Origin of the sequence: Maricaulis virginensis, from assembly GCF_027922185.1 — a bacterium.
GTDB lineage: Bacteria > Pseudomonadota > Alphaproteobacteria > Caulobacterales > Maricaulaceae > Maricaulis > Maricaulis virginensis.
In genome coordinates this window covers 86820-113383 of sequence record NZ_BSFE01000005.1, presented here as the reverse complement: position 1 = coordinate 113383, position 26564 = coordinate 86820, and the positions used below count along the sequence as shown (strand labels likewise).

The 26564-nt window shown below is 65.5% G+C and carries 15 protein-coding genes; 4 read left to right on the top strand and 11 right to left on the bottom strand.

The features are described 5' to 3' along the window. Positions 1-11 precede the first annotated feature (11 nt). Entirely contained in the window at positions 12-3164 is a 3153-nt protein-coding gene (locus PKE71_RS10350; protein ID WP_271186896.1) for a S8 family serine peptidase, read from the top strand. A 146-nt stretch (positions 3165-3310) separates the two neighbouring features. Further along, a complete protein-coding gene (locus PKE71_RS10345; protein ID WP_271186895.1) occupies positions 3311-5911 on the top strand; it encodes an EAL domain-containing protein in 2601 nt (866 codons plus the stop codon). A 74-nt stretch (positions 5912-5985) separates the two neighbouring features. Here the strand turns inward: PKE71_RS10345 and PKE71_RS10340 are convergent, their stop codons facing one another. From PKE71_RS10340 to PKE71_RS10310, 7 genes are all read right to left on the bottom strand, one after another. Further along, a complete protein-coding gene (locus tag PKE71_RS10340; protein WP_271186894.1) occupies positions 5986-8064 on the bottom strand; it encodes a S9 family peptidase in 2079 nt (692 codons plus the stop codon). A 120-nt stretch (positions 8065-8184) separates the two neighbouring features. After that, complete coding sequence (locus tag PKE71_RS10335; RefSeq protein WP_271186893.1) at positions 8185-11088, bottom strand: TonB-dependent receptor plug domain-containing protein; 2904 nt, start codon at positions 11086-11088, stop codon at positions 8185-8187. Positions 11089-11213: 125 nt separating this feature from the next. Beyond that, positions 11214-14375 (bottom strand): TonB-dependent receptor, encoded by a 3162-nt coding sequence (locus tag PKE71_RS10330; protein ID WP_271186892.1) that lies wholly within the window; start codon positions 14373-14375, stop codon positions 11214-11216. A 148-nt stretch (positions 14376-14523) separates the two neighbouring features. Next, positions 14524-15570: a FecR family protein gene (locus PKE71_RS10325; protein ID WP_271186891.1), complete on the bottom strand. Its 1047-nt coding sequence runs from the start codon at positions 15568-15570 to the stop codon at positions 14524-14526. Further along, positions 15560-16138 (bottom strand): RNA polymerase sigma factor, encoded by a 579-nt coding sequence (locus PKE71_RS10320; protein ID WP_271186890.1) that lies wholly within the window; start codon positions 16136-16138, stop codon positions 15560-15562. The genes PKE71_RS10325 and PKE71_RS10320 overlap by 11 nt, the downstream gene beginning before the upstream one ends. A gap of 139 nt (positions 16139-16277) precedes the next feature. Then, a complete protein-coding gene (locus PKE71_RS10315; RefSeq protein WP_271186889.1) occupies positions 16278-17684 on the bottom strand; it encodes a lyase family protein in 1407 nt (468 codons plus the stop codon). Next, positions 17681-18985, bottom strand: a complete 1305-nt coding sequence (locus PKE71_RS10310) for a TetR/AcrR family transcriptional regulator (RefSeq protein WP_271186888.1) — start codon at positions 18983-18985, stop codon at positions 17681-17683. Before PKE71_RS10310 ends, PKE71_RS10315 begins: the two co-directional genes overlap by 4 nt. A gap of 344 nt (positions 18986-19329) precedes the next feature. Between PKE71_RS10310 and PKE71_RS10305 the strand changes: the two genes are divergently transcribed. Together PKE71_RS10305 and PKE71_RS10300 are read left to right on the top strand one after the other, a co-directional pair. After that, on the top strand, positions 19330-20244 hold the full coding sequence (locus PKE71_RS10305; RefSeq protein WP_271186887.1) for a hypothetical protein: 915 nt from the start codon (positions 19330-19332) through the stop codon (positions 20242-20244). 1 nt (position 20245) lies between these two features. Continuing rightward, on the top strand, positions 20246-21715 hold the full coding sequence (locus tag PKE71_RS10300; protein WP_271186886.1) for an SLC13 family permease: 1470 nt from the start codon (positions 20246-20248) through the stop codon (positions 21713-21715). Positions 21716-21757: 42 nt separating this feature from the next. Here the strand turns inward: PKE71_RS10300 and PKE71_RS10295 are convergent, their stop codons facing one another. The 4 genes from PKE71_RS10295 to PKE71_RS10280 are packed head-to-tail and all read right to left on the bottom strand — an operon-like array spanning position 21758 to position 26486. Continuing rightward, complete coding sequence (locus PKE71_RS10295; protein WP_271186885.1) at positions 21758-22297, bottom strand: nuclear transport factor 2 family protein; 540 nt, start codon at positions 22295-22297, stop codon at positions 21758-21760. Between the two features lie 13 nt (positions 22298-22310). Further along, positions 22311-23792: a carotenoid oxygenase family protein gene (locus PKE71_RS10290; RefSeq protein WP_271186884.1), complete on the bottom strand. Its 1482-nt coding sequence runs from the start codon at positions 23790-23792 to the stop codon at positions 22311-22313. Between the two features lie 15 nt (positions 23793-23807). Next, positions 23808-24614, bottom strand: coding sequence for a DUF1295 domain-containing protein (locus PKE71_RS10285; RefSeq protein ID WP_271186883.1), 807 nt, complete (start codon positions 24612-24614; stop codon positions 23808-23810). A gap of 27 nt (positions 24615-24641) precedes the next feature. Beyond that, positions 24642-26486, bottom strand: coding sequence for an AMP-binding protein (locus PKE71_RS10280; protein ID WP_271186882.1), 1845 nt, complete (start codon positions 26484-26486; stop codon positions 24642-24644). Between the last annotated feature and the right edge of the window lie 78 nt (positions 26487-26564).

The window sequence follows — 26564 nt, the reverse complement described above, 5'->3', positions numbered from 1 at the left end:
ACGGGATGTCCATGAAACGTCAGTTGTTGAGCGGCGCGGCCGCAACCGCGCTCGTCATGTCTTCCGCCATCTTCAGCCAGGGTGCCCTGGCCCAGGAAACGGCCAGCCAGGGTCCTGTCCGGGCCATGGGTGGCGACATCAATCCGTTCGGCGGGGACATCAATCCCTTTGGTGGCGACATCAATCCGTTCGGCGGGGACATCAATCCCTTTGGCGGCGACATCAATCCGTTCGGCGGGGACATCAATCCCTTTGGCGGCGACATCAACCCGTTCGGAGGGGACATCAATCCCTTTGGCGGCGACATCAATCCGTTCGGCGGGGACATCAATCCCTTTGGCGGCGACATCAATCCGTTCGGCGGGGACATCAATCCCTTTGGTGGCGACATCAACCCGTTCGGCGGGGACATCAATCCGTTCCAGGCGTCGCAGAGCCCGTTCTACGGTTTCGTCAGCCCGTTCTGGGGCAATGTCGAACCCTATTGGGGTGACATCAATCCCTTTGGCGGCGACATCAATCCGTTCGGCGGGGACATCAATCCCTTTGGCGGCGACATCAACCCGTTCGGTGGCGACATCAATCCGTTCTGGGGCGATCTCTCGACCGTGGGCGGCGACATCAATCCCTTCGGCGGGGACATCAACCCGTTCGGCGGCGACATCAATCCGTTCTGGGAAACCGCCGGCGGTGTCTGGGGTGTGATGAATCTCGGCTGGGACCAGATCGATCCGGAAACCGGCGACTACCAGCCGATCGCCGATGGCCTCAACCTGATCTTCGACGAGGCGGAAAACGTCTTCGGCGAGGCCATCCAGAGCGCGACCGGAAAGTCGATGAACGACGCTTTCCTCAACGCGCTCCTCGACGACTTCGGCATCGATCCGGCCGATCCGGCGTCTCTGGCGAGCATGGATGCCGCCGACCGTTCCGAGTTTTTCCTGACCTTCTACGACAATCTGATGTCCTATACCGGCATCGACCATGTCGATCACTGGATGGCCGCGGCGAACTGGTACCCGGCCCTGTCGCAGATGTATGGCGGCGGCGATCGCGTCCGCATCGGCCTGATGGATTTCTCCACACGGTCCGGCGACGGCTATTTCCAGCTCAGCCAGGGCGATTTCGGTTCGCGTGACTTCCATCACGGCGCCGCGGTCCGCAGCCTGATCAACGCACCGCTCGACGGTAGCGGCGTGATGGGGGTGGCCCAGAATGCCGACCTCGTCTCCTTCGACCCCTATGACGACACCCAGACCACTGACTGGGGCACGGTCGAGCTGGGGATGAGCTATCTCGCCCTGATGCAGACGGACATCGTGAACCTGTCGATGGGCGTGTCCGGCTGGACGCTGGCGCCGGAATGGGAGCGTATCTTCACGAGCCCCTTCGTGCGGCTGTTCGGCGACGACACGCTTTTCGTTCTGGCCGCCGGCAATGACGGCGCCGCCCAGACGGTCGATGTGGACTGGACCGGCGTCAACACCGTCGAGAACCTCCTGATTGTCGGCTCCGTCGATCCGGGCGGCCACATCTCCAGCTTCTCCAACCGTCCGGGCGAGGCCTGCCTGACGGTGCGGGGCAGCTGCCAGCCCGGCCATCGCCTGATGGACCGTTTCCTGGTCGCTCCGGGCGAGCTGATCCTGGTCGATGATGGCGATGGCGGTGTGGTCCGCGTGTCCGGCACGTCCTTTGCCGCACCGCTCGTTTCCGGCGCCGCCGCGCTGGTCAAGGGTCATTGGGGCTGGCTGGAGGGTGCCGATCTTGCCGATGTCCTGCTGCAATCCGCCACCGATCTGGGCGATGAGGGTGTGGACGCCGTCTACGGCCACGGGCTTCTGAACGTGGCCGGCGCCATGGCGCCCATCGACGCCGGCGATCTCTACGTCGTCGACCGCCGCGGCCGCCAGGTTTCGGCCAGCGACGTGATGATCGATGGCGGCCGCCTGCGCTTCCGCTACGGTTCCAGCGATACGGTCGTGCTGTTCGAGAACGTCAACGACACCTTCCGCGATTTCGAGATCTCGGTGGACGCGCTGACGGCGGGCTCCAGCCTCTCCGACAATGTTTCCAGCATCTATGCCGAGACCTATATCTACGAGCGCACCACAGGCAGCTCGGGTGCGAGCTTCACCGATGCCGGCCTGATGGACCGTCCGGTCCTGCGCCGCGGCAATCTGGAAGTCACCGCCTTTGCCGGCGCCACCGATCTGCAGGGCCGCGGCCTGTCGCGCGAGCTGGGCTTCCAGACCGGGCTTCGCTTTGCCGACCGCAGCACGGGTCGCGATGTCATGCTGGGTGTCGGCGAAGGGGCGCTCGCCCTGACGGGGAATGACGGGTTCGGCCTGTTCTCGGATCACCGCCCGGAGACCGGCGGCGTGAACCCCGTCCTCGGCTTCGCATCGGGCGGCGTCTTTGCCGCCAGCGGCTTCCAGCTCTCCGAGCGGGCACGCCTGACAGTCGGCTCGACGATGAATCACGAAGAGCGGACCTATCTCATCCCCGGTACGGGCGAGGAGCGGCCGCTGCATGACGGTCTCGCCGCCTACCAGGCGATGGCGCTGAACGTGGCGATCGAACACCGGCTGACGGATACCACCACCCTGCACGGCGCCGTGACACAGCTGCACGAGAGCACCGGCCTGCTGGGTGCCCAGGGCACCGGACCGCTCGACTTCTCCGGCGGCGCCGATACCAGCGCCTTCTCGATGGGTGTGGACACCGAGCTTACGCCGCGCCTGCGGCTGAGCGCCTCGACCACGGCCGCCGTGACCCGTCAGACCGCGTTCGACAGCGGCCTTCTGGACCTCGACGACAATATCGTCTCGACCGCCGCGCAAATGAGCATCCAGTATTCCGGCATCGCCGGTGAGGCCGACGCCATCCGCGTCAGCCTGATGCAGCCGCTGCACGTGGAGACGGGCTCCCTGCGTTACACGGCAGCCCGTGTGACCGACCGGGAGACCGGAGCGCTGGGCTTTGACAGCCAGGTCTGGGAACTGGGTGGGGAACGTCCGCTCTACACCGAATTCCTCTATTCCACGCCGCTGCCCGGCATCCAGGGCGAAGCCAGCCTGTTCGCCCGCCAGCAGGTCGCCGGCAATGCCTTCGACCGGGCCCGAAACGATCTGGCCGCCGGTGCCAGCTTCCGCATGCGCTTCTAGCCCGTGCTCCTCCCGCTCGGGCGAGCCTTATTCGCCAGCTAAATCAAGGCCCTTTCGCAATCGCGAAGGGGTTTTGGTTTATATTAACTTGCATGCCCTAACCTCCCGCGCGGTGGACCTGCCGAGTTGGGGAGGCAAGTAAGTCAATGCAGCGGCTAATCCTGGCGATCGCAGGCGCGTGTCTGCTGCTCGGTGCAGTGTGCGGACCTGCGTCCGGTCATGTCCGCACGGACGATGTGCCGCCCGCAAACAGCTATCGTCAGGCCGTTGAATCGGCCCAGGCGGTCATGATGGCCTCGCCGCAGGAAGCGCTCGAACGCGCCCGCACGGCCGAAGCCCTGATCCCGACCATCACCGATTTCACCGATCCGGCCACGGCCCAGGCAACGGTCTGGTGGCTGCAGGCGGAAGCCCTTCTGCGCCTGGCCCGGTTCGAGGACGCCCTGCCCGTCGCCGAACGCGCGCTCGAGGCGCTGGGCGAGACCCCGCCGAACAGCAAGCTTCACGCAGATATTCTCACCGCGCTGGGCCGCATCAACAAGATGCTGGGCGGCCATGGCGAGGCGCTGGAAAACTACCAGAATGCCTACGACATCTACCGCGACATCGGCGAGCCGCGCAGCGAATCCATTACCCTGCAGGGCATTGCCTCGCTCTATACCGATGCACGCCAGTACGAGCGCGCGGTCGAGTATTTCCGTCATGCTCTGGAACGCTATCAGGACCCGGCGCTCGGCCTGTCGGCCAACAACAATATCGCCAATGCGCTGACCCAGCTGGAACGCTATGACGAGGCGGAACTGGCCTTCGAGGCGGCGCTGACCCTCGCGCGCGACATGGAGAGCGCGTCGCTGGAGGCCCGCATCCTCGAAAACCTGGCGATCATGCAGGTCGAGGCCGGACGCTATGACAACGCCACCGCCAGTATCGACCTGGCCTTCGAACGTGTCAGCGACATGCCGGATCTGGAGTGGACGCGTTTCTTCTGGGGCGTGCGCTCCGAGATTGCCTATGCGCGCGGCGATATCTCGACCGCGATCAGCCATATGGAACGCGTCTTCGAAGGACGCGACCTGACCACGACCACGCAGGCCTACATCACCTATCACGAGATGGCGGCGCAGCTCTACGAGTCCGAAGGCGACTGGCGCCAGGCGATGGCGCATCTGCGCGCTTTCAAGCGCCTCGATGACGACCGCGCGGAATTCGCTGCCTCGGCCAATACGGCCCTGATCAATGCCCAGTTCGACTTCGCCATCCAGGAAATGGAGATCGACCGGCTGCGGATCGAGGGCCTGCAGCGCGAGCTCGCCCTGCAGAGCTCGCGGGCCAGCCAGCGTGTGATCGTCGCGACCGCGGCGCTGGCCCTGGTGTTGATGCTGCTGATCGTCGCCGTCGTGCGCCAGCGCTCGGCCAAGGAACGTGCCCGCATCCTGGCCCGCACGCTGTATGAGGACTCCCAGACCGGCCTGCCGTCACGCGCCGCGCTCGAGCGCAGCCTTGAGGAGCGGGCCGTGCGTTCGGACGTACCGCCCAATGTGATCGCGCTGCAGCTCAATCGCCGCAAGCATCTGGAGAGCGTTCTGGGCTTCACCAAGTTCGCCGAGATCCAGGCCCGCATGGCCGCCCGCCTGCGCGAGATCGAGCTGGTCGACACGGTCTACAGCATCTCGCCCGGCATGCTGGGCATTCTGGCGACCTGCCGCACCGCCGACGACGCCCTGGCGCTGGCCCGGACCTGCGTGGAGCGGCTGGCCGAGCCCGTCCGGATTGCAGATCTGGATATCGATGTCTCCGTCCGCGGCGGCGTCGGGATCGGCGACGATCCGGAATTGTGCATCCGCCACGCCACGATTGCCGTTCACCAGGCGCAGCAACATCGCGAGGCCGCAGCCCTGTTCGACGCCGGCCAGTATGGCGATCCGTCGCGCAATCTGACCCTGATGACCCGCATGCTCCAGGCGACCCGGTCGGGCGATATGAGCATGCATTACCAGCCCAAGCTGAACCTGCGCACCGGCCGCTACCAGTCTGCCGAAGCGCTGTGCCGCTGGTTCGACCCGCAGCAGGGCTTCATTCCGCCGGCGGCCTTTATCCATCAGGCCGAAGAGATGGGGCATATCCGCGCGCTCACCGAATGGGCGATCCAGCGGGTGATCGACGACCAGCGGCGGCTTGCCGAAGCCGGTCACGATATCTGCGTTGCGACCAATATCTCCGGCGCGCTCGTCTGCGATACGGATTTCGTCGATATCGCCCTCGACCTGATCAGGACCGCCGCGGGCCGGATCACGTTCGAGATCACGGAAACCGCCGTGATGGACGATCCGGAACTGGCCATCGCCAACCTGAACCGCATCAACGAGGCGGGCGTGCGCCTGTCGATCGACGATTATGGTTCGGGTCTCTCGTCACTGGCCTATCTGCGCACACTGCCCGCGCGCGAACTCAAGCTCGACCGCGCCTTCGTGCAGCATGTGGCGACGTCGGAACGCGACCGCATGGTGGTGAAGTCGACCGTCGACCTCGCGCACAATCTCGGCCTCGACCTCGTCGCCGAAGGTGTCGAGGACGATGCGGGCCTGGCGATCGTGAAACTGCTGGGCTGCGACTGGGCGCAGGGCTTCGGCCTGTCCAGGCCGCTGCCGGTACCGGAGCTGGTGGCCTTCCTCGACGCGGCCAGGGCGGCGGGAGCGGTCGAACTGCCGGCCCCCACCTTCACCCCGCGCCAGATCGGCACGCGCTAGTTTTCAGCGGTCGCATTTTCGAACCGCAAAACCGGTTCCCACTTTTGCTGAAAATGCTCCGGACACGCGACCGGTCAATCCTCCTCATCCTCCGGATCGACGGGCAGGGGCTGCCATTCATAGGCTTCCCGCCCCAGATGCCGGGCATACCAGTCCAGTTCGGCATTGATGCGGAACAGGCGGTGCGACAGGTCCGAGAAGGAATGCCCCTCGCCCGGCGCCAGGTAGAGCCGCGTCTCGACACCCAGATTGCGCAGCGCCTGATACAGCATGATGGATTGTGACGGGTGCACCCGCTCGTCATCCTCGCCGGCAAAGATCAGCGTCGGCGTGGTCACGCGGTAGAGGTCCCGCAAGAGGGATTGCGGCTGGAACACGGACTCCAGCGCCCCCTCGGCCCAGGCGTCGGCGCCGAACAGCAGACGGCGCGCCTGGCGGGTATCGCTGGTCAGATGGTGCACCGCCCAGTCGACGGCCCCGGCCCCGGACGAGGCCGCGCGGAAGCGGTCGGTCGTGGTGATCAGCCGGTTGGTCATGTGGCCGCCGGCGCTCCAGCCCGACATGATCAGCTGATCCGGATCGGCACGGCCGGTTTCCACGAGATAGTCGACCCCGCTCATCACATCGCGGTCGGCATGGGCGAAATAAGTACCGTGCATGGCCTGCATGAAGGCGTCGCCATAGCCGGTGCCACCGCGATAATTCACCCACAGCACGCCATAGCCCTGTGCGGTCATGACCGGCACATAGCGCCCCCATTTCCACATGCCGAACTCGTCCGCCGAGCGCGGCCCGCCATGGGCCTGCACCACCAGCGGCGGCGGACCGTCGCCGGTGTGGACCAGGGGCGGGAAGTAGAACCCCTCGATCACCTGGCCGTCATGGCTGTTCCAGCGGATCAGCTGCTGTTCGGGCAGGTGATAGGGCGCGACGGTGGCCGCACCGATCGTCGTCAGGCGGGTTTCCGCGCCGTCGGCGGTGATACGCCAGAGATCGCCATTCGTCGCCGGTGTCTCGAAGAGGGCAACGGCATTGCCCGCCGCATCCAGTGACCAGTCGGCCAGGTGCCGGTCGTGCAGCGACAGCGCCGTCACCTCGCCGGTTTCCGCATCGATACGCACCAGGCCGGAGCGCACACCGGCCTGCACCGCCACGACCAGCGTCTCGCCATCGGGCAGCCAGGCCATGCCGTCGACCTCGAAATCGAACCCCTCGGTCAGGATCCGGCTCTCATCGGTCTCCAGATCGATAACGACGAGATTGTTCTGTACATAGTCGAGCCCGTCACCGCTGACCCGGGCCTTGTAGGCAATCCGCCGGCCATCGGGCGACAGGCGGGCATTGCTTTCCATCCAGTTGTTGGCGGTGATGCGGCGGAACTGGCCGCCCGGCTCGGGCGTCTCGCTGATCCAGAGCTCGCTGTCATAGGCGGAGTCCAGATCGGCGGCCGGCGCGATCCGGATCAGCACGGCACCGCTGGCGGCGACATCATAGCTGCGCACCGACCAGTCGCCCTGCGTCATGCGCTGGCGTGCGCCGCTGTCCACATCGACCCGCCAGAGATGACGGTGACGCGTGGTCTCGAAATAGGGCTCGATCAGCTCGACCCGGTCACGCCGGTCGCGCTGCTCGTCGCTGAGATCGTCGGTCGCCAGGTAGTAGATGAACTGCCCGTCCGGCGACCAGGACATGCTCTGCACAGCGGTGGGGTGGCGGGTCAGCCGGCGCAGATCGCTGCCATCGGCATTGGCCAGGAAGACCTCGTCTTCCTTGCGCCCCTCCGGCGGCTGGTCCGCCGCCAGCATCCGGCCGTCGGGCGAGAAGGCCACCGTATCGGCCTCGTCGAAGCCGGACAGGTAGCTCAGCTGGCCGGAGGCGATATCGAGCACCCAGTAACGGTCGGCGCGTTCGTCCTCGGCCCAGTCGGCATGGGTCATTGTGACAATGGCGCGCTGACCGTCATCGGCCAGCGAGACTTCGCCGATACTGCGAAGCTCGACCATATCGACCGGCGTCATATACCGGTCGGCCGCCGGGATGTCCGGCCGGGCGGCAAGCCTTGCAGGCAGCGGGTCTTCGGCGAAGGCAGGGTGCAGGGATGCGCTCGCGGCCAGCATCGCAGCCACGGCGGAAAAAGCGAATTGGCGGAACATGTTATCCTCGCAGCGCCGCGCCGGCGCCGTCCAGTCAAAGCGTTGGAAGAGTGCCCGGCACCCTGCCCTGCCATAAAGACAGGACAGGGTGCCGGACCCAATCGTCTCGGAGGAAGAGACTTAGAAGCGTGAGCGGAGGCCGACGTAGAACTGGCGTCCGATCGGATCGTTCTGCGGCCCCTTCAGGTTGGCCGTGCTGCCCGAGTTGAAATTGCTCGGCAGGAAGGTGCCGTAATCGTCGAACAGATTGTTGATGCCGGCATAGACCGTGGTGCGGTAATCGTCGCCGAAACGGTAGCGGGCATAGATGTTCGACACGAAGCGGTCGTCGGCCTCGAAGTAGTAGGGATCGCTCGGATCCACATCGAGATCGTCGATGCCGCCGGACTCGTACTTCAGTGTATAGCTGGCGTAGAAGTCGCCGCGGCTCCAGGACAGGCGTGCCCGGGCTTCGTGGGTCGGATCGTACATCGAGCCGTTGGAGTCCTCGCGCACCGGCGTGCCGGCTTCACCGATGAACTCGTACTCGTCGGCCAGCGAGCGCGAATAGCGCAGGTCCAGGCCGAACTCGCCCGGCACGGACTGCACTTCAAAGTCCCACAGCACCGACACGTCGATGCCTTCGGACAGCAGCTCGTTGAGGTTTTCCTGGCGGTTGATCACCTCGATCACCCGGCCGTTCGACGTGTCGCGCGTGACGACGTCGCAGAAACGGTTGTCCGGGAAGTTCGGCGAGCCATAGCACAGGTCGACCGTGGTCTGCGTCGAAACCGAGCCGATCGCGTCCTCGACCTTGATATTGTAATAATCGACGATGAAGACGAGATCTTCGGCAAAGGACGGCGCCCACACCGCACCGATGGTGAAGGTGTCGGCGGTTTCCTCGGTCAGCGTGTTGTTGCCGGCGTTCGGCGCATTCACCGAACCGTCGAACTCGAAGGGCTGTCCGACATTGTTGGGATCGGCGAAGAAGGCCTGGATGCCAGGATTGCTGAGACAATTGGCAGCGATCACGGCCGGATCGAAACCGGTACCCGGCGGGGCGGTGACACCCGAACCGTCCGGCCTCAGGCCGTCACACGGATCGCGCAGATCGTCGGCGTCCTGACGCGGCGCCGAGTAGAATTCGGTGATCGTGGGGGCGCGTTGCGAGCGCGAATACTGCGTACGGAAACGCAGCGTGTCGGTCGGCTCCCAGTAGCCGCCCACATTGTAGGACGAGATCGTGCCGATCGTGGAATAGTCGGCCACCCGCGCGGCAAGCTGTGCGGTGACGGTTTCCAGCAGCGGGATCTCGACCTCGGCAAACGCTTCCACCACATCGAAACTGGCTTCGATTTCCGGGATCACCGACAGGCTGGTGGTCTCTTCCAGGATGATGGCGTCAACATTCGTGTCCTGGGTTTCTTCCCGCCATTCCAGACCGAAGGCGGCTGAAACCGCACCGGCCGGCGCATCGAACAGCTCGCCATCCATCGAGCCGCCGATCACGGTCTGCTCGCGGATCTGCTGCACGTGACCGTCGATGCGGATGTAGTCGGCCATTTCCGGCGTGATCGAGCCCTCACCGAAAATATTCAGCGGGATACAGCCATCCGCACGGGCACCGGCATCGGCACATTGATAGCCGCCGGCGCCATCGGACTCGACATCCAGCGCGTAGTGGATGTTGAGATAATTCAGGTTGTTGCCCTGGATCTGGTTCTGCTCGAACCGGCCATAGGTGGCAAAGGCGTTCCACTGCCAGGTTTCACCCAGCTCGCCCGTCAGACCGGTGGCAAGGCGCATCGTCTCGCGCTCGTTGTCACGGGTTTCCTGACCCACTTCGACAAAACGGCGATACCAGCTGACCGAACCGGAACGCGTCTCTTCGACGGCTGCCGGGATAAAGGGGTTGCTGCTGGAGATCTGGCCGATATCGAACGTATTGCCGATCGGGCCGATGTCCGTCGAGTAGATGGCGGACTCGTAGGAGCCTTCATACAGGCTGTCCACGCGCGACCAGAGCAGATCGGCGAACACCTCGATCCGCGGCGTCAGCTCGTAACGGCCACGGGCAGCGGCGGTGTAGGCCGTGACTTCCGGGGACAGGGTCCGGCCGGGACGGTAATTCCAGCCATCCAGCGCGGTTTCGAAGCCGACCGATGGATTGCGGCCATCGTCCGGCGCCAAGGATTTGTCATTGTACCAGACGCCATCCACGTTCCAGGCATCGTCGCTCTCGAAACGGCCGCCCGGAATGTAGGAGGTCAGCGAGTAGTCATTGTACTCGCCATTGCCCGACCAGTCGTCGGTGCGCAGCGAGTCCGGACGGGTCTCGTCGGCATAGACCGCTGTCTCATGGTCATAGCTCAGTGCCACCATGATGTTGCCGCGGTCATTGTCAAAATTGCGGCCCATGGTCAGCTCGAGCGTGGTTTCCCGTTCACCGCTCGCATCGGCCCAGCCATAGCGGGCATCGACCTCGACGCCTTCCATGTTGCGTTCGAGGATGATGTTGGCGACGCCGGCAATGGCGTCGGAACCGTAGATCGCCGAGGCGCCGCCGGTGGTCACTTCGATACTGTCGACGAAGCCGGCCGGAATGGTCTGCAGGCTGACGCGTTCGCCATTGCCGGAGTTCGACACGGCGCGGCGGCCATCGATCAGGACCAGCGTCCGCTCGGAGCCGAGGCCACGCAGGTTGATGGTCGAGAGACCGGAATTCTGGATGCTCAGATCGGTGCTTTCCGGCGACAGGCTGGAATCGACGCCCGGAATATCAACCAGGATTTCACCGACATCCACCGTGCCGGACTCGTCGATATCGTCGGTCGTGAAGATCTGTGTCGGGATCGCCGTGGTCGCGTTGGAGCGGCGGATGCGCGAGCCGGTGACCACGATCGTGTCTTCGCTGGACGCTTGCGGATCGGCCGGGGCGTCCTGCGCGACAGCGGCGCCGCCGAGCAGCATGGCGGCGGCGGACACACCGCCCATCAGCATGGCCCGGCCCGTGGTCCATGCGGTTCGATTACCCAAACTCATTCGAAGTCCCCTTGTTTTTCGCACCGTCCCCTCGACCGCGCGTAGCGTTGGTAGAGGGGAGACACGCAAGGGACCGCATCGGGTACCCGGGCTGTCACAAATTTTGAGAAAAAGATGCCGGCGGCCTACCAGCGCGCCCGGATACCGGCATAGACACGCCGCCCGGCGGCGTCATAACCCGGGCTGAAATTGCGCCGCCCGCCGCTTTCCGTGCCGCTTGGAAGGAAGGGGCCGTAATCGTGGAAGACATTGTTGATGCCGCCGAAAATCTGCAGCCGGCCCTCGGCACCGGCGAGATAACGCACATGCAGGTCGTGCTGCATCCACGGGTCGATCTCCAGAAAGAGCATGTCTTCGGCATTGGCCTTTGCGGCGCGGTCATGCCCGTCGATCGCGGCGCCTTCATAGCGCACCCGCCACTGCACCAGCCAAGGGCCCCGCGTCACACCCAGCCGGGCTGTCCAGCGATGGTGCGGCGCGCCGACCTCGCCATCCCAGACCGATCGGCTGACCTCGCCGTCCGAGCCTTCGAACACCTGCTCGAGACGGTCGGTATAGGCGTAGAGAATCCGCAAGTCCCAGTCACCGGCCCAGATCGAGGCCGGTGACACCTGCCAGGCATAGTCCAGCGTCACGTCCGCCCCGGCAGACCGGATCTCGTTGAGATTGGCGACCCGGTTCCGCATCTCGAGCAGCTGGCCGGTCTCGCCACGCTGGATGTCATCACAGTAGCGGTTGGCGGATATCGCGACCGGCGCGCCATAACATTCGGACAACAGGGCCCGGCTGGACAGGGACGAGATCGCACCGGACACCCGGATGTCGTAAAGATCGACCGACAGGCTGAGCCCTTCGGCCCGCACAGGCGTGTAGACCAGCCCCAGCGTCACGGCATCGGAGCGCTCTTCCTCGAGATCCGGATTGCCCGAATTGGGCGCATAGACGCTGGTGATCGTCTGCTCGTAGACGCCGTCTTCCGCGATCGCCCGGGCGATACCCGGCTCGGACCGGCAGTTCTCGGCAAGCTGGCCGACGCTCGTGCCGGTGACGCCGTGACAGGGATCGCTGACGGTGTCGTAATCGCCGCGCGGACCGGAATAGAGCTCGGTCAGGCTGGGCGCGCGCTGGGCCCGGGAGACCTGCCCACGGAAGGCCAGCGCATCGCTGGGCGACCAGACACCGCCGAGACGATAGCTGCCGACAAGGCCCACCCGGTCGATATCGTAATGGGCCAGACGCAGCGCTGCGGTCACATCGAACCGATCCGGGACGACCGGCACCAGCGCCTCTGCAAAGACTTCGCTGGCATGGCCGACTGCGTCCAGATCGGGCACCCCGACATAGCCGGTCTCGCGGTTGAGAGCCGCCGCATCGCCACGCGTGCGCTGGCTGTCGACACGGTGCTCAAGCCCCCAGGCGAGCGACATCGCACGTCCGTCCGGCAGTGCCAGATCGCCCACCGCCGAACCGCCCAGCGTCCATTGCTCGACCTCCACCTCCAGCCGGTCGGTGGCGCGGATATAGTCAGCGGCCTCTGCCGAGATCGCATTCACGCCGAACATGTCCAGGGGCGCGCACCCGGCCGCGCGCGCAGCGGCGCTGACACAGCGATATCCGCCGGGGGTCGCCGGGTCGGCCTCGATGTCCAGGGCGTTGCGGATGCGGGCGTAATTCACCTCGCCGCTGCGCAGCTGGTCCTGGTCGTAGCGGCCATGGCCCAGGGCGACATCCCAGCTCCAGATCCCGGCCTCGCCCTGCAGCCCGGCCCAGAAGCGCTGCGTCGTCCGGTCGTTCCGACGGTATTCCTCACCCAGCTCGCTGAAGCGGCGGCGCCAGGTGATGCCGGTCAGGCCCTCGGCCAGCGCGGCCTGCCGGATCGGTTCCGGCACGAACGGATGGTCCACCGGAATCGCGCCGATCCGCTCGTTCTCCAGTCCGAAACGCTCATTGTAATAGGCGGTCTGGGCTTCCCGCGAGGACAGGCTCTCGCTGTGCGAAAGCAGGCCCGTGAAATAGGCCGACACGCCGCCGTCGAAATCATAATCGAGCTTCAGCGCGAACAGGTCGCGCTCGCGCGGCACCGAGATCGTGGCGAAGGAGCGGGTGTCATAACCATCGACGGCGATATCGAAATCCGTCTGCAGCCCGGCCTCGTCATACCAGAAGTCATAGCCGATGAAGCGGCCGCCCGGCGTGTAGCTCGACAGGTCCGCTTCCAGCGTCTCGCCATCGCTGGACAGGCTGACCGGAACCTGCGCCCAGTCGCGATCCCCGGCACCGATACGGCGCGTGTGGTCACGGGTGACGTTGAACAGGAGGTGCCCCCGGCCCTCGCCGAAGCGCCAGCCCTGCGTGGCGCCGAGCACGTGATACTGGCCGCCGCCATCCTGGGTCATGCCGGCCTGGGCAAGCAGGCGGCCGCCTTCCAGATCATCGATCAGGACGAAATTGACCACGCCCGCAATCGCATCCGAGCCATAGACCGCGGAGGCACCGCCGGTGGAGATTTCCACCCGCTCGACAAACTCCGCCGGGATCGTGTCCGAGCCGAAGCGGCTGGCATTGCCGCTGTTTGCCACCGTGCGCCGCCCGTCGATCAGCACCAGCGTGCGCGTCGTGCCCAGACCACGCAGCCCGATCGAGGACAGGCCGGCATTCTGGGCGCTGAGATGCGTCGAGGCGTTGGAGAATTCCAGGGTTGCCGGCGACTGGCTGGCGATCATCTCGCCGATCTCGATGGCGCCCGAGGTTTCCAGCGCCGCGCGGCCGATCACCTGTACCGGCAGCACCGCCGCCCGCCCGGCCCGCTCGAAGCGCGAACCGGTTACCAGGATGACTTCCTGCGGATCGATATAGGCCGACGCCACCGGCGTTTCGGCGGGTTCATCGCCCACGCGATGCCCGGACAGGCGGATGACGCCGGGGCGCGCCTCGCTTGCCGCATCCGGCCCGGCCGCATCGGCCCGCCGTGCGAGGACATGGGTCCGGGTATCGACCGTGCTGAATTCCAGCCCCGTGCCGGCCAGCAGCAAACGCAGCCCCTCTTCCGCCGCATAACGGCCCTCGACGCCGCGGGTCCGCACGCCGGCGACCAGATGCGACTCCGCCAGCAATTGATGGTCCGTCACCAGCGCAAAACGCGACAGGGCCGGCCCCAGCGGTCCGGACGGAATATCGAAGCTGAAAGCGTCAGGCGCGGCGGTTTGCGTCTCCTGGGCCACAGCGCAGGCGTGCGGCGTCATCACCGGAAGCAGCGCACCGAGGAGGGCTGCCCGGACGCCTTTCATCCTGACCGATGTCCTGCCGCTGAAACGCATCCCCGCACCTCGATACGGGGACGCCCGATCCCCCTCATGTGACAACTTGCCAGAAGCCGTGTGACATCGCTGTTACCGAAATGTCGCATTGCTGCCGGAAGATGCACGCGCAGGCCAGTCAGGGTTGTATATTTCCCTCGGACGCGTGGATCCGGATGCCGTCGCCGACCCGCTCGATCCGCACCGACTCGGTCGCCGACAGGGCCGCCAGGAAAGCCTCGCTGTCGGACGGGTCGAAGGAGCCTGAGATCTGCAATTCGCCCAGCTGCCCGTCGGCGAAGGCGATGTCGAGATCGTTGTAGCGCCGGAATTCGCTGACCACTTCGCTCAGACGGCGTCCGTCGAACACAAGCCGCCCCTGACGCCACGCCGTCGCAGCAACAACATCGACCCGCGCCGGTTCGGGCGCCGGCTCACCCGGCACCAGCTCTACCTGGTCGCCGGCGCGCAGCAGCGCCGCCGAGGCCGGGCCGCTTTCGACCCGCGTCTGCACCAGACCCTCGACCACCGTCACAACGGTGCGGCCATCATCGCGCGAATAGACATTGAACGCAGTCCCCACGGCCCGCACCTCATGCCCGCCCGCCTCGACGATGAAGGGCCGCGAGGGATCGTGGGAAACCTCGAACAGGGCTTCGCCCGCTTCCAGCACGACCCGGCGCTCATCGGCGGCGAAAGCGGTGGTCACCCGGGAGCCGGTGTTCAGCGTCATCACCGACCCGTCCGGCAGGGCGATCTCCTGGCGGTCACCCCGCGCCGTGGAAAAGGTCTCCAGAGCCGCCAGCTGCACCGGCGCATCGCTGTCCGTCGCCCGGTCCCCGCCCAGCATGCCTGTCCACACAGGCAGGGCGATCGCCAGGGCGAGCATCGCCGCCATGCCGATCACGGCCGGCACGATCCAGGCCGGCCGGCCGGGCGCCTCTTCTGCTGCCAGTTCCGCCTCGGTGGCGGCGATCAGACCGTCGGCCCAGTCGCTGCCATGCGCGGCATCGATCATGCCCTCGAGCTCGAGACAGGCATTGAGTGCCGCCTGGTGCTGCGGATCGGCCTGCAGCCAGGCCTCAAGCTCGGCTTCCGCGGCCGCATCCAGCGCGCGCTCGGCGAGCAGGCGTTCGGCCCAGACAGAGGCGGTGTCGAAGATGTTCATGTCGCGATCAGCCGGCATCGTTCGCCGCCCTTGCTGTATCCCCGTTCCCGTCCGGCATCCCGTGCAGATGCTCGGCCAGACGCGCCATGCCGCGCTGAACGTGTTTCTTGACCATGTGGATCGAAATACCCATCCGCTCTGCGGCCTGCTGATAGGTCATCCCCTTCAGCTTGCAAAGCACGAAGGCGTGCCGGCATTTCGGCGGCAGCTGCCCGATCGCCTCGGACAGGGCCGCGCGCCGGGCTGTGTCACGCTCTTCATCCGTTATGGTGTCCGCAGGTGAGGCAAATGGGGCAACAACGTCACTGTAATGATGCGCCACCGCAGCAGAATGGCGCCGCACCGTATTGCAGTGCCGCAGATGATTTCGCGCAAGATTGGTCGCGATCGTCGTGACGAAGGCACCCTCGTTCCGCACCGGACCGGAATCGCCATCAACCTGGAGCAGCCGCTCGAATGCAGCGTGGGTGATATCGTCCGCGTCCTGGGCATTGCCGACAATGCGCCACACGATCCAGCGCACGCGCCGCCCGTGCACGCGATACAACTCTTCCACATCTACGGCATCACTGACGGCCGCCACCATTCTTACGCTTCCCCGCAGCCGGCCGCCCCCTCTGGCGCCCTGTCCCAGGACAGTCCGGCATGCTCTCCCAGAGCCGATGAAGGCGCAAGGTACCCGATCCGGAGCTTCAAGTGTCTCATATCGAATGCGGTGGAGTCTGTCAGTCGACGGACGGGTCCGTCTCGCGCGCTGCCCGCGCTGCGGCGACCACGGCATCGACCTGCTCGCCCGCCAGGCCGAGATAGGTTTCCGGGTCCAGCAGGGCATCGATTTCCGCCTCGCCAAGCGCTTCGCGGATAACGGCATTTTCCATCACCGCTTCCCGAAGGCCGGCACCGCTTTCATGCGCCTCGGCGGCCAGGTCGCGGATCAGCTCCTCCGCCTCGGTCCGGCCGATATGGGGTGCCAGTGCGAACACGAAACGCTGTGACAGGATCCAGCCGCCCGACCGGTCGAGATTGCGGCGCATCGCCTCGGCATCGACATGCAGCCGCCCCACAAGGCGGTTTGCCGCAGACAGCATGTCCCCGGCCTCGATCGACAGTTCGCCGATGGCGTCATTGGGCCGCGAAGTGTTGTCGCGCTCGAAGAAATTGATCATGTCGTCGGCGACGATATCCGACAGGGCGGGAATGGTCCGGGAATAGTGGATCAGCGCCTCGGACAGGGATGGATTATTCTTGTGCGGCATGGTGCTCGACCCGACAGCCGTGCTGCTGCGCTGTTCGATAACCTCCGCGACATCCGTCATCTGCAACAGGAAGACCTCCTGCCCGACCCGACCGTAAAAGCGCGCGAGCAGACCGAGGTTGACCGCATATTCGGCAAACACGTCGCGCGAGGCGTGCCAGTCATCGGCATAAGGCTCGGACAGGCCCAGCTCTTGCCCGAACCGGCGCTCGACCGCCTGCGCCCGGTCGCCCAGACCGACATAGCTGCCGACCGCGCCTTTCATGATGGCCGACCGTTCGACCCGGTCGAGCAGGTCTGTCAGGCGCTCGATATGGCGTCGGTTTTCGCCAATCCAGCCGGATACCTTCTTGCCGAACGTGATCGGCAGGGCGTGCTGGCCCAGCGTGCGGCCGATCATCGGCGTGTCACGGTGCGTCTCGGCAAGATCGATCAATTGCAGCTCGATCGCCCGCAAATCCTCGATCAGAAGCAGGATCGACCGGCGCACCTGCAGGATCGCCGCCGTATCGTAGATGTCGACCGTGGTCGCACCGTAGTGGAGATAGTTGGCCGCGTCGGCGTCGAGCGAGCGCGAAAACACATTGAGGAAAGCGACCATGCGGTGCCGGACAATCGCGTATTCCGCCGCCAGCGCGTCTGCCGGAACCGCTTCCGGCCGCGCTGCAGCCGTGATCGCGTCGGCCGCCGATTGCGGGATCACGCCTTCCGCCGCCTGGGCGCGCGCCAGGGCGGCCTCGATCTCCAGCACATAGGCGTTCAGTCGTGCATCCGAGAAGACGTCCTCGATACTCTCGGACTGTGCGCCCGCGGCGCCGGGGGCCAGTCCCGCAAACAGGATGACGGCTGCGCAAACCGCCTGCCGCAGACGGCTCACTGCCCGGCTCCCAGACCACGCATGAGAATGTAGACATAGTCGATGGTCGCGGTGAGCGGATCTTCGGATATCCGCCAGTCGGTGAAACTGTTCGCCGCCGCGATCGTGTAGCCGCCGTTCAGGAACACGGCATGCGTAAGAATGCGCTCGGCCGCCTGGATGTCCACCGGCCGCGCCTCACCGGCCTCGACGGCATGCTCGAGCGCATCACCGAAGCGGCGGGCGATGTTGCGCAGTCTGGCCGCGTGCCGGCGCTGCCGCGCCTCCGGCAGGGCTGCGGCCAGCGAAGGCCGCAACAGCGGCGTGACGCCACTGGCCTGCTGGTAGATCAGGTCGCGAATGGCGTGCTCGATCACGCCCAGACCGGAACGGCCACCGCCCTCGGCCCGGTCCAGCGCCTGCTCGACCGTGGTGAAGGACCGCTCAAGACATTGCTCCAGCAGCTGCTCCTTGTCAGGGATGTGGTAGTAGAAAGCGCCGCGGGTGACCCCGAGCGAGGCAGCCACTTCCGACAGGGCGACACCGCCGAAACCCTTCTTGTTGAAGAAGCGCGTGCCTGCCTTGAGGAAGGCTTCCCGCTTCATGCGGTTGCGCGCTTCGCGGTCAAAGACCTGCGGCACGCCGACATCCGGTATTCCCGGCTGAAGAGGCGCCGGCTGCCAGTCGCCACCCGCCGTGAGCCCTCCTGCGAGGATATCGAGGAGCGTGTCTGCCGCCGTGTCGATATTCCAGTCGCGCTTGCGCCGCGGCCAGGATCCCATCCAGTCGAGAAGCTCGAAAACGAGGAAGGTCGCCGGTTCGGGCCGTCCGAGCGGCGCACCGCTTTCGCGGGCCCAGCGGGCGATCATGCCGTTGACGTCCGAAACGCAGCGCGACAACTCCGCCGCTATACTGGCGTGAAGTTCGTCCCCCAGCGCGTCAAGATCATTGATCGCCGCAAGATTGTGCCGCCGGCCTTCCGACACAGCCCGCATGTGATCGGCGAAAACCTCGAACAATCTGCGCAGCTGGGCGGCGGCACCGTCCGCCGTACGGGCAATCTCGACCGCCTCGGCCAGGGCCCGCGCCGATGCGCGGTAGACCTCACCGGCCAGGTCTTCCTTGGACGCAAAATAATAGCTGATCCCGGTTTTCGTCAGGCCCAGATCCGCGGCGATATCCTCAAGCCGCGTCGCGTGGACGCCTTCAGCGTCGAAACGCCGCGCGGCCGCGGACAGGATGGCCGCCTCCTTGCGCTGACGCTCCTGTTCGCGCGAAAATGGCGAAGAATGATCGGGGAAGTCCGGACGGAGTACGCTCATAGATCGTGCCTCTTTCCTTTGAGTACGGGACCGGAAAAGATCGATCCCGCGGGCATTTGCGACACGCCACCGTACCGGCAGCCCGCCTTGCTCCTCCCCATACAAGCCCAGCCCGGCATCGCTGACAAGCCCGAAGGAAGGCAATTTGAACAGCGTGTACGTTTTTTATTGACACCGTCGGAACTTCCCCGTCACTGTCACGGAAACGCAAAATGCGGGGAGGGTAGCATGAATTCCAGGGCACGCTCGAAGTGTGACCAGTTCGCCCGCATGCACAGCAACCGGGCGATCTAGCACACCGTCCATCCAGCCTGCCCTCCCGGCCCGAATCCGGACCGTCTCACATGCGATTTACCCACATTGTCACGCTCGCCGCCCTGTCCATGATGACAGGCACCGCCCTTGCGCAAGGCACGGACGCGAGTTTTGCCATCCCTTCGGGCCGCGCCTCGCTGATCTATTCCGGATGGGGCGGACCCGACCTCACGGTCGAGACCTATCGTCCGGAGAACCTGCCCGCAGACGCTCCCGTCATCTTTGTCATGCACGGCGTGAACCGAAATCCCGACGATTATCGCGACGCCTGGATCGAACTGGCCGACGCCTGCGGGCTGGCAATCATCGCTCCCGGTTTCGACCGGAACGGCTTTCCGGGATCTTCCGGGTATAATCTGGGCGAGCCGCTGCCGGGCACGGATGCGGTGTCCGCGTTCGACGCCATCGAGCCCCTGTTCGCCACCATGCGCGCCGGACTGGGCTCGACGCGCAGCGGCTACTCGATATTCGGGCATTCGGCCGGCGCGCAGTTCGTCCATCGTTTCCTGATGCTGACGCCGGACACGCATGTCGAGGCCGCGGTCGTCGCCAATGCCGGCTGGTACACCTGGCCCGATACCTCGGTCGAATGGCCGTACGGCTTTGCCGGCGCGCCGCGCACGCCGCTCGATCCGGGCGTTATTGCCGCCCTGCCGGTCACATTGCTTCTGGGCGAAGCCGACAATGATCCGAATGCATCCAATCTGCGCCAGACCCCCGAGGCCCGGGCCCAGGGCGCACACCGGTTCGAGCGCGGCCTGAATACTGCCGCCCTGGTGGATCGATTGGCCGCCGATGCCGGACTGGAACACGGCTGGGCCGTCGCGACCGTGCCCGGCATAGCCCACGACAACACCCGGATGGCGCCCGCCGCCGTCCGCCATCTTGTTCCCGAACACATCTACAATACAGCCGCCTGCCAGCTTGCCACGAACGGAGACTGACATGACTGACGCGACGCATGACGACGCGCCCGCCCTCTATCAGCGCATCGGACTGGCCGCCGGCCCGCTGGCTGCAATCCTGATCGGGCTCTTCCTGCGCCCGGAAGGCCTGTCGAACGAAGGCGTGTTCGTCGCCGCAATCGGTGCCTGGATGGCGATCTGGTGGGCAACGGAAGCGATTCCGGTTGCCATCACCGCCTTCCTGCCGCTGGTCCTCTTTCCCATCCTGGGCGTCTCGACGATCGGCGAGATCTCGTCACCCTACGCCCACCCGATCATCTATCTCTTCTTTGGCGGCTTCGTCGTGGCGCTGGCCATCGAGCGGTGCGGCCTGCACCGGCGCATCGCCCTCGGCGTCTTCCGCATGGTGGGCACGAATGCGCGCGCACTCGTCGGCGGATTCATGCTCGCCGCGGCAATCGTCAGCATGTGGATTTCCAACACTTCGACGACGCTGATGCTGCTGCCCATCGCGGTTTCCGTAGTGACCGTGATCGGCGAGACCATGCCCGATCTCGACGTTCGCCAGCGGAGCAATTTCTCGATCGCGCTGCTGCTGGGCCTCGCCTACGGGGCCACGCTGGGCGGTGTCGCCACCCTCGTCGGCACGCCGCCGAATGCGTTCATGGTCGGCTTCATGTCCGACAGCTATGGCGTCGAGGTCGATTTCGCGCGCTGGATGCTGGTCGGTGTTCCGGTAAGCGCCGTGCTTCTTCCGATCGCCTGGTTGACGCTGACCCGTATCATCTTCCCTGTCAGCTTCACCGCCTCCGCAGACGCCATGAAGCATATCGGCCAGATGCGCACGGCCCTTGGCCCGATGAGCACGGCCGAGGCCCGCACGGCCATGCTGTTCGCCTTTCTGGTGATCGGCTGGGTCGGACGCGGCGTCCTGTCGGGCGTGCCGGTGATCGGCTCGATCTCGGATACGGGCATCGCCATGATCGCCGCGGTTGCAGCCTTCCTCATTCCCTCCGGCAAGGACGGGCAGGCGCTCATGGTCTGGGAGGATATGGGCAAGCTGCCCTGGGGCGTGCTGATCCTGTTCGGCGGCGGCCTGGCGCTGGCTTCTGCCGTCGCCAGCTCGGGCCTTGCGCTCTGGCTGGGTGAACAGCTGGCCCCGCTCGGCGCCCTCAACCTCGCCCTGCTGGTGATCGCCGCGACGGCGCTCGTCATCTTCCTGACCGAGCTGACCAGCAATCTCGCGACCACCGCGACCTTCCTGCCGGTCATTGCCGCGATCGCCGTTGAAACCGGTCAGGACCCGCTGGTCTTCGTCATTCCGGTGACGCTGGCGGCCAGCTGCGCCTTCATGCTGCCGGTCGCAACACCGCCGAATGCCATCGTGTTCAGCTCGGGCCTGGTCTCGATCCCGCACATGGCCCGGGCCGGCTTCCTGCTGAACATCGTCGCCATCGCCGTCCTGGCCATGGCCGCCCTCTGGCTCTCGCCGGTCGTATTCGGAGGGTAAGGCGTGGATAGCGCGGAGACCTCAAGCTCCGCGCTCCCGTCGCTAGAACCGGCTGTAAGACAGGTCTTCCCTGCCGCGCTTGCCCATCACCATTTTGGGGTCGTCGGGATTGAACAGGCCCAGGCACCAGGTCTCGTTGGCGGGGGCGTCGCGGTTCCAGTCGAAGGCCATCTTGCGGTGGGCGATCCGCCAGATCCCGCCGCGGCGCTCGAAGCGGTCGGCCAGCCGGCCACCGGTCAGTGTATCGTGCGCCTGGCCCGACTTGTCGTCGAAACGCGCAAAGGTCAGCACATAGCTTTCGACCCAGGCCGTCTCGCCATCGTCCGAGAACTCGACATGGACATTGCTGACATAGTGCGCCATCGGATGGCTCAGCTTTGCCAGACGCTCGACCGCGCCCAGCACGTATTCGTGCGCGGGTCCCTTGTAGGTGCTGCCATGCTCCTCGATCGCATCGGCGTGATAGCAGGACAGGAGCAGGTCGGCGTCGGCCCGGTCCACACCCCGGGCATAGCGCGCGAGGACGTCCTGGATGTCCTGCTTTGCGATCAGGGTCTCAAGCGTGTTCGGCGGATAGCTCATGTCCAATCTCCGTTCAGGCTGCTGACTGGGCTGCACGCACGGTCGGGCCGTCGGCCCAGCATGCGTGCGTACCGCTGGAAATCCGGTGGGGCAGGATGATCCGGCACACCGGGCCGTCGGCGATGTTCTGCGCGTCGATCAGCACGCATTCCGAGCGGTTTTCGACCATGTCCGTGATGAAGGAGACGATATAGCCGTCATCCTCCGACCTGGCGCCGACGCGCGGTGCAAACGGCGCCTCGCTGCCGAAGCGGCCCTCGCCGAAATTCAGGGTCTCGCTCTTGCCGGTCTCGAAGTCGTGCTTCACGAGACCCTCGAACAGGAACCAGCCCGGCTTGGTGAAGGTGGAGTAGAGATAGCGCGACTTCTCGCCGCCATACATCTGGTTGAAACTGCCGAATTCGAGCAGCCGGTCGTCGAGATGGCTTTCGCTGACGGCGCCGGTCTTCAGGTTGAAGCGCCAGCGGTGAAGCTTCGGCTTGAACGAGTTCTCGTCCAGATAGGCCATCAGCTGGCCCAGCCGCGGATCGCCACCGGGCGCCTCGAGCGGCTTGGGCGCCGGATCCTCCTGGAAATAGCCGTCGAGCACGATCTCGTCGCCCTCTTCCCAGGCATTCATCCAGTGCAGCACATAGGTCGGCTCGGCCTCGAACCAGCGGATGTCTTCCGGCTGACCATAGCGCGGCACGATGGCGAAACGGGTCGGGATGTCGCGGTGGAAACGCGCCGCGTGCCGCCCCTTGGCCAGGATGTCGGCGTCCCAGAACAGCGGCAGATCCGCGATGATGGAATAGTTCTTGGTGAAGGCCATGTCGTGCGGCAGGCGCGGGCCCGGCACGGGGATCGGGATATAGTGCTTCAGCTTGTTGTCCGGCCCGACCACGCCATAGTGCATGTAGGGCGCATGGGTGGAGTAGTTGAAGAAGAGCAGCTCGCCCGTGTTCTCGTCCAGCTTGGGGTGCGCCGAAATGCCGTCGAGCGGCACCCAGCCTTCGGTCCCGAACTGTTCCATCGTGTAAGGATCAAGCCGGTAGCCCTCCCCGCATTGGTAGAAGGTCGACAGGATCTTGCCGGCATGCACCACGACATCGGTCGATGAGGAGTCCTTGATGCCACCATGCGCGCCCCAGCCCGGCCGGGTCGACAGGCGCGGATCCTCGGCGATGCCCGCCCAGAGCGGCTTGCCCGCCTCGATCTCGGCCATCAGGCCCTTGGTGCGCACAAAGCGGTTCTTGTAGCTCGCCTTGCCGTCGCGGAAGGACATGGTGTGGATCATGCCGTCGCCGTCGAACGGGTGATAGAGACCGATCGATCCGAAGGCCGGGTTCTCGCTGTTCCGCACGTAGATCCCGTCGATATCCTTCGGGATCTCGCCGATCACTTCGAGACCGTCGGCGTCATACTCGTCGAACACCGGCGTCCAGGCACCGGACGTATAGGGATGGGTCGGATCGGGATCTCGGTGCGGGACCGTGCCGAGCTTCACAACAGACATCGGGGACTCCTGTGATCAGGCCGTTTCGCCGGTATCGCGGCGCGGCGGCATCGGAATGAAGGAACTGGTGCGGCGGATATAGGCCTCGTATTCGGGGCGCGACCGCTTGAGGCGGCGCTCCAGAAGCGCGGCACCGCTCCACTGGACGAGCAGGAAGGTCAGCAGGATCGGACCGGCGATCGCGAACAGGCCCAGCGTGGTCTCCGCCGCGATCAGGAACAGGCCCCACCACACACAGGCATCGCCGAAATAGTTGGGATGCCGCGTATAGCGCCACAGGCCCTGGTCCATCACCTTGCCGGCATTGTCCGGATTGCCCTTGAACCGCGCCATCTGCCAGTCGCCGACGCTCTCGAAGAAGATACCGATGATCGCCAGCGCAGCGCCGGCCCAGGCCAGCCAGCTGACGCCGGCCGGCTGCGCCGGCACCTGGCCCAGCTGGACCGGCAGGGAGACGATCCACAAGAGGACGCCCTGCAGCAGGAAGACCTTGGTCAGGCTGGTGATGTGCGGATTGCCCTTGGCCTTGCCGAGCAGTGCGACATAGCGCTTGTCCGGCCCCTCCTTGCGCCAGCGCCAGAGGAGGTAGCCGGCCAGCCGCAGCCCCCAGACCGTCGTGATCGCCAGCAGCAGGAGCTTGCGCTGGGCGTCGCCGTCCGGCGTCAGGAAATGGGTCACAAAGGCGACCAGCACAAAGCCTGCTGCCCAGAATGAGTCGATGAAGCTGACATCGCCGATGGCGACGCTGATCAGCCAGAGGGCCAGCATGGTACCGATCAGGACGGCGAAATTGACGCCGATCACAAACACAAATTCAGGCATGTCTTGCTCCGTTGGTCAGGCAGGTCGTCAGCGTGCGACTTCCACCACGCCCGCATCGGGCGTGTCGGCATAAAGACGCTCCACATCGGCGGCGCGATGCCGCCGGGCCGCCTCCTGATTGATCGTTCCCTTGTCAGATACTTCGTGCCGCTCGGCATTCGGCGGGTCCGACAGCAGCGCAAACCGGCGAATGCGTTCGCTCGAGCCGGAACACGCGGCATTGTGTGCTGCAAGACGCGCTTCGATGGCGGCCAGGGCACGCGGATCGCGCACCAGCTCGGCGGGCGGCATGTCCGGCAGTCCGGCCTCGGCCGCCAGGGCCCCCGCGTTAGGCCAGATCAGGGCGGACAGGTAGGGCCGGTTTTCACCACACAGTACGAGATCGGTGATCAGCGGAGCCCCGACACGCACCAGTTCGGCCCGCAGCTCGCCGCCGCTGACAAATGTGCCGGTGTCGAGCTTGAATTCCTCGGCCAGCCGGCCGGCAAAGGCGAGGCCCTGGTTGGGATCGGCCGGATCGTGAAAGCGGGCGGTGTCGCCGATCCTGTAGAAGCCGTCCTCGTCACGGATCTGGCTTTCCAGGTCAGGCCGCCCGAGATATCCGGGCGTCACCATCGGCCCCTTCATGCGCAGCTCGAAACGGGTCTCGTCCAGCGGGACAAGCTTCACCTCAAGGCCCGGCATCGGCAGGCCGATCCCGACTTTTTCCGAGTGGAAATAGATCGACATACAGCCCGATGTCGTCTCGGTAGCGCCGTAACCGGTCGTCATGAAGACGCGTTTTCCGGTCTCTTTTTCGGCAATCGCCTGGAGCCGGTCATAGACGGGCTGCGGCAGACCCGCTCCGCCATAAAGCATCAGGCGAAGCTTCTCGAAGAAGGTCTTGCGCAGCGCCACATCCTTCTCGAGCGCCTCGGTGAGCATTGCATAGCCTGCGGGCACATTGGTGAAGTAGGTCAGCGGGACTTCGCGCAGATTCTCGATCGTTTCGTCAAACAGGCCGGGCAGCGGCTTGCCGTTGTCGATATAGAAAGTGCCGCCGAAAATCGCGGCCGCCATCGAGGAAAACGCACCGGAGACATGGCTCCAGGGCAGCCATTCCAGCAGCACATCGTCCCAGCCGGCGGCACGCCCGAGCACCTGCCAGCCCTGGTAGAGATTGGAGGTGATCATGCGCTGGGTGTGGATCACGGCCTTGGGTTTTCCGGTCGAGCCCGACGTCAGCATGTAGGCGGCCGGCGCATCGGGATCGAGCGCAGCGATCCGGTCTTCGATGTCGTCGCCCGCGGGCGTGGACAGCACATCCGCAAGATCAACCGCCGGCACCCTGAAAGCTTCGGGGGCACGGCTCAACACCACCGCATCGGCCGGCGCGGTCGCGTCGACTGCGGGGGCATAGGCCGCCGTTTCCGCGAAAACGAAGCCCGGATCGACCATGTCCATCACGTGGCGCAGACGCTCGAACCCGCCGGCTGCGCCCAGCAGGGCATAATTCGCACTGACCGGACACACCGGCACACCCGCCCCCATTGCGCCGTAGCGCACGACAGCGTGATCGATCGAATTGCCCGAGACAATCATCAGCGGCCGCGTGGGGTCCACGCCCCTGTCGAGCAGGAAACGGGTCAGCGCATCGGCGCGTGCCTTCACCTCGGCAAAACTCGCCGTCACCCAGGGCTCGCCCCGCCCGGGACGGGCCGCCAGATGCACCTTGTCCGGCTGCAGCCGCGCCTGACGCGCCAGACCCGCCGGGACGGAGGCATCCCTGACATCAAGCGGCTCGCGCGGCGTCATCACCATCGCCCCGTCGGGGCGGCGGTCTATTTCAAGGTCAACCGGCGGGAATTCCACGGCGCGGTAGTCTGCGGGCATGACGATATCCAGGTATTATTATGCAATTCATGTCACGTTAGAGCGCTCTTCGCGGCACTGTCAATCGATGAACGGACA